Source organism: Promineifilum sp. (SeqCode), from assembly GCF_041918635.1.
Taxonomy (GTDB): Bacteria; Chloroflexota; Anaerolineae; order Promineifilales; family Promineifilaceae; genus Promineifilum.
Genome location: NZ_JAYRVJ010000186.1, coordinates 1 through 4,701 on the forward strand (window position 1 = coordinate 1; position 4,701 = coordinate 4,701).

Annotated in this window: 6 protein-coding genes; all 6 read left to right on the forward strand. The window is 65.1% G+C overall.

Features of this window, described 5'->3' with window-relative positions:
• Window positions 1-914 (forward strand): FAD-dependent oxidoreductase (locus ACE3UY_RS06370; RefSeq protein WP_374686713.1); only part of this gene is annotated, 914 nt, incomplete at its 5' end.
• 104 nt (window positions 915-1,018) lie between these two features.
• A complete protein-coding gene (locus tag ACE3UY_RS06375) occupies window positions 1,019-2,638 on the forward strand; it encodes a SpoIIE family protein phosphatase (protein ID WP_374686714.1) in 1,620 nt (539 codons plus the stop codon).
• Window positions 2,622-2,987: an STAS domain-containing protein gene (locus ACE3UY_RS06380; RefSeq protein WP_374686715.1), complete on the forward strand. Its 366-nt coding sequence runs from the start codon at window positions 2,622-2,624 to the stop codon at window positions 2,985-2,987. Before ACE3UY_RS06375 ends, ACE3UY_RS06380 begins: the two co-directional genes overlap by 17 nt.
• 108 nt (window positions 2,988-3,095) lie before the next feature.
• Entirely contained in the window at window positions 3,096-3,446 is a 351-nt protein-coding gene (locus tag ACE3UY_RS06385; RefSeq protein WP_374686716.1) for an STAS domain-containing protein, read from the forward strand.
• Between the two features lie 260 nt (window positions 3,447-3,706).
• Window positions 3,707-4,420, forward strand: coding sequence for a hypothetical protein (locus ACE3UY_RS06390; protein WP_374686717.1), 714 nt, complete (start codon window positions 3,707-3,709; stop codon window positions 4,418-4,420).
• A partial coding sequence (locus ACE3UY_RS06395; RefSeq protein WP_374686718.1) for a phytoene desaturase family protein occupies window positions 4,417-4,701 on the forward strand: 285 nt, incomplete at its 3' end. The genes ACE3UY_RS06390 and ACE3UY_RS06395, both read left to right, overlap by 4 nt.

Consider the following 4,701-nt stretch of genomic DNA (forward strand, 5'->3'; position numbering starts at 1 on the left):
AGGTGACGCTGCTCGACGTGGCCCCCCACATCCTGCCCATCGAGGACATGGCCGTGACCGAGGCGATGCAGAAAGCTTTCACCGACCGGGGCATCATCACCATCAGCGGCATGAGCGGCGTGGAGCGGGTCGAGCCGGTGGCGGGTGGGCTGCGCCTGACCTACAAGAAGGACGATGCCCTGCACGAGTTGGAGGCCGACGCGGTTCTGGTAGCCGTGGGTTGGCCGGGCAACGTCGAGGGGCTGGGGCTGGACGTGGCCGGAGTGAAGACAGAGCGGGGCTACATCGTGGTGGACGACTATCTGCGCACGACCGCGCCCCACATCTTCGCCGCGGGCGACATCAACGGCCGCATGATGCTGGTGCAGAGCGCCAGCTACGAAGCGCGCATCGCCGCCGAGAACGCCACCGGCGCGGAGCGCGCCTACTGCGCCCAGATCGTGCCCCACGGCGGTTTCACCGACCCGGAGTATGGCAGCGTGGGCCTGACCGAGAAAAAAGCCAAAGAAGAGGGCCATGACGTGGTTATCGCCCTGGCCTCCTTCGCTAACATGGATCGGGCGGTCATTGACGGCTACACCGAGGGCTTTTGCAAGCTGGTCATCTCGCGCGAGACACATCAAATCCTCGGCGGCCACGTCGTCGGTGAGCAGGCGGTGGAGATCATCCAGCTCATCGCGGCCAGCATGGCCGCGCAAGCGTCGGTGGAGATGCTCTCCACGCTGGAGTTGTCCTACCCTACCTACGTCGCCATCGTCGGTCTGGCCGCGCGGCGGGCGCTGCTCCAGTTGGGCCTGATGGAGATGGCCCCCGAGTGGTGCGACGTCGGCCCGTTCTACGCCGCCGAGTGGGAGCGGCGCGACCCACCCGGGCCGCCGCTCCCCCCCGACGACCTCGGCCCGAACGTCCCGTAACGTTGGAGAGACGATGGGGCCAAAACAGGTTGCCAGCCGGGACGTTTCATAACGATCAGGAGACGATCGTCGGGTATGATGGGGGCAATGAAGGATAGGTCACGATGACGACAACAAAAGCCTTCTGGCGAAATCGAAGTCGGAAAGCGGCCGCGCCGGCCACGCCTCCCACCGCGCCGGCCGCGCCCGCGGCCAACGACGCGCCGGCGGTCATCGCCCCACTCGACATCCCCCCGACCGACCCGCTGATCGAGTTCTTTCGCAATAACACCAGCGGCGTCGTCGACGTGGACCGGCTGGCGCTGGACTCGCCCGGCGTGCATGCGCTGCGCACGGCCGGCGTGCGACTTGTGCTGCCCCTGGTCAGCCAGGGCGAACTCGTCGGCCTGATCAACCTGGGGCAGCGCCTTAGCGAGCAGGACTACTCTTCCGACGACCGGCGGCTATTGGGTACGCTGGCGACGCAGGCCGCGCCGGCCGTGCGCGTGGCCCAACTCGTCCGGCAGCAGCAGTTGGAGGCGTTGGAACGGCAGCGCATCGAGCAGGAGTTGCGCGTGGCGCGGCTCATCCAGCAGTTCCTCCTGCCCAAGGCAGTGCCGTCGGTCGCGGGATACGAAGTGTCGGCTTTTTACCAGCCGGCGCGGGCGGTGGGCGGCGACTTCTATGACTTCATCCAGTTCCCGGATGGGCGCATCAGCTTCGTCATCGGCGACGTGACCGACAAGGGCGTGCCCGCGGCGCTGGTCATGGCGACGACGCGCACGCTGCTGCGGGCGACGGCCGAGCAGCTGGTGTCCCCCGGCGCGGTGCTGGAGCGGACGAACAACCTGTTGGTCGAAGAGATTCCGCCCAAGATGTTTGTCACCTGCCTCTATGCCTTGCTGGAACCGGCAAGCGGCACGCTCGTCTTCGCCAACGCGGGACACGACCTGCCCTACCACCGGACAAGAGAGGGCGTTTTCGAACTGCGAGCGCGAGGCATGCCGCTCGGACTGCTGCCGGGCATGCAGTACGAAGAGAAAGAGGCGACACTGCGGCCGGGCGACTGCCTGCTGCTCTACAGCGACGGTCTCGTCGAGGCCCACAGTCCGTCGCGCGAGATGTTCGGCTTTCCCCGCCTCCAGGGGCTTATGGGCGAATCGGTCAACGGCAATCTCGTGCCTTTCCTGCTCGACCGCTTGCACGCTTTCACCGGGCCGGATTGGGAACAAGAGGATGACGTGACGATGGTGCTGCTCCAGGCCCATGGCCGGGGTAATGGTTCCCACACAAGACAGATGGAAACGCTGGCCCGTTTCGAACTACCCAGCCGGCCGGGCAACGAGCGCCGGGCCATGGAGCAGGTGGCGGAGGTCGTCGGCCTGCTGCACCTGCCGCAAGACAAGGTACAGCGGCTGAAGACGGCCGTAGCCGAGGCGACGATGAACGCCATGGAACACGGCAATAAGTACCGCGAGGATGCGCCGGTGCTGATCGAGGTTGCCCGCGACAGCCGCAACCTGACCGTCAGCATCACCGACCGGGGCGGCAACCAGTTCGGCTCCGACACCCCCGCGCCAGACCTCATGGCTAAACTGGCCGGGCAGCAGTCCCCGCGCGGCTGGGGGCTTTTCCTCATTCAGAACATGGTGGACGAGATGCAGGTCACCTCGGACGAGGCGCACCACACGGTGAAACTGGTCATTCATCTGGCCGAAGGAGCGCAAGGTGAACTCACAGAGTAATGCTTTTCGGGCCGAAGTTCGCCGCCGCGAGGGGTTGTCGGTGATCGATCTGTTCGGCGACATCGACGGCTTCGCCGACGCGCTGCTGGAAGTAGCCTATAGCCAGGCGGAGGAACAGGCCCCTTCGGCCATCATGCTCAACTTCAGCCGGGTCGGGTACATCAATTCAACCGGGATCGCGCTGATCGTCGGCCTGCTGGCGCGGGCGCGCAAGTCCCACCGCCGGCTGGTGACGACGGGTCTGAGCGACCATTACCGGGAGATTTTCAACATCACGCGGCTCTCCGACTTCATGACCGTCTACGAGAACGAGGAAAGCGCGCTGCAAGAAGTCGCCGCCGCCCCGTAACTGTAGGGCGATTTGCTAAATCGCCACAACTGTAGGGCGGTTTGGCAGACCGCTACAACCACCACAAGCGTGGGCGATTTGGCAAATCGCCTCACATTGAGAATAGACATGATCGAACCAAACGTCCACATGCAGGTGCGCAAGCAACCAGGCGCAAGTGTGATCGAGATTCATGGCGAAGTGACCGGGTTTGCCGAAGAGGCGCTGATGAACGCCTACAACGAAGCCGGCGGCCAAACCCCAGTTGTCATCCTCGACTTCAGCGGGCTGGATTATATGAACAGCACCGGCATCGGCCTGCTGGTGACATTGCTGATCCGCGCCCAACGGCAGCAGCAACGGCTGATCGCCTGTGGCCTGAGCAGCCACTACCGGCAGATATTCGACCTGACGCGACTGGATGAGGCGTTTAGCGTCTACAACACGACGGATGAGGCGCTGGCCGCCCTGGTCAGTTGAGCCGTTCATCAAGGGGAACCTGGCCGCCGGGGGCGCGTTTCCGTCTCCCCGCCGCCCGATCGCCGCGCCGTCCTGTGCGGCGCGTGAGGCGTTCGTGAGTGCGCTTTGGAGGGGGCAAACGATACGCTAGAATCTTCCCCACCCTGCCCCACGCACCCTTCATCGATTGACTGCGGCAAATCAGACTGATAGCGCATCGAGCGCGGCTGGCGCGGTCTCATCCGTTCCGGCCGGCGCTGCGAGCGCCTAATGGAAGGACGATGAGCGTACCTGTCGAAAGCGATCCGTCGAACAAAGACAAACTGCCCAAGCCGCCCACGCCGCCGGAGGCGATCAATCTGAACGTCGCCGGCAAGGAACTGGTCGGGCCGGCCTCGGGCTTTGGCTGGCTGTGGCGCAAGACGTATCGGATACGGCTGGCCGGCGCGCCGCTAGGACCGCGCGAACTCATTCGGCGCTGGAAAGCGAAATATTCCGACTATTGGCCGCAAGGCAGCAACTTCTACGGTTCACGACGGCGCATTGAGAAGGGCGACGTAGCGGTGATCAACCTGGAAGGCCCGGCCGGCTCGCAAATCGCCACCGGCGTGGCCGTCATTCAGTCCGACGATGACTCCTTTACCTTCGTGACGCCTCAGGGACACATCTTTGCCGGCACGATTACCTTCAGCGCCTTTGATGAGGCGGGCGTGACCGTCGCCCAGATCGTCTCGTTCATCCGCGCCGGCGACCCACTGTTCGAGGTTGGCGTGCGCCTGGGTCTTGTCCACAAGCAGGAGGACGACTTCTGGGGTAAGACGCTGACCAATCTGGCGCTCGATTGCGGCGTGCGCGGCCAGCCGGTCTCCATCGAGACGGTGCTGCTCGACCGGAGCGTGCGCTGGTCGGCGGCCAGGAACGTGTGGCACAACGCGGCTATTCGCACGGCGCTCTACCTGCCAGTGCACGGTCTGAAACGGCTGGTGGGCCGATGACAACCGGGGGTGCCTCACCGGTACGGCAGCGGTCGGAATATGACGCCGTCATCGTTGGCTCCGGGCCAAACGGGCTGGCGGCAGCCATCACCCTGGCCCGCGCCGGGCGCTCCGTCCTGGTGCTGGAGGGCAAGGATACCATCGGCGGCGGCATGCGGACGTTGGAGTACACGCTGCCCGGCTTCCGCCACGACGTCTGTTCGGCCGTGCACCCGCTGGGCGTCGGCTCCCCCTTCTTTCGCGACCTGCCCCTGCGCGACTACGGTGTGGAGTGGGTCTAC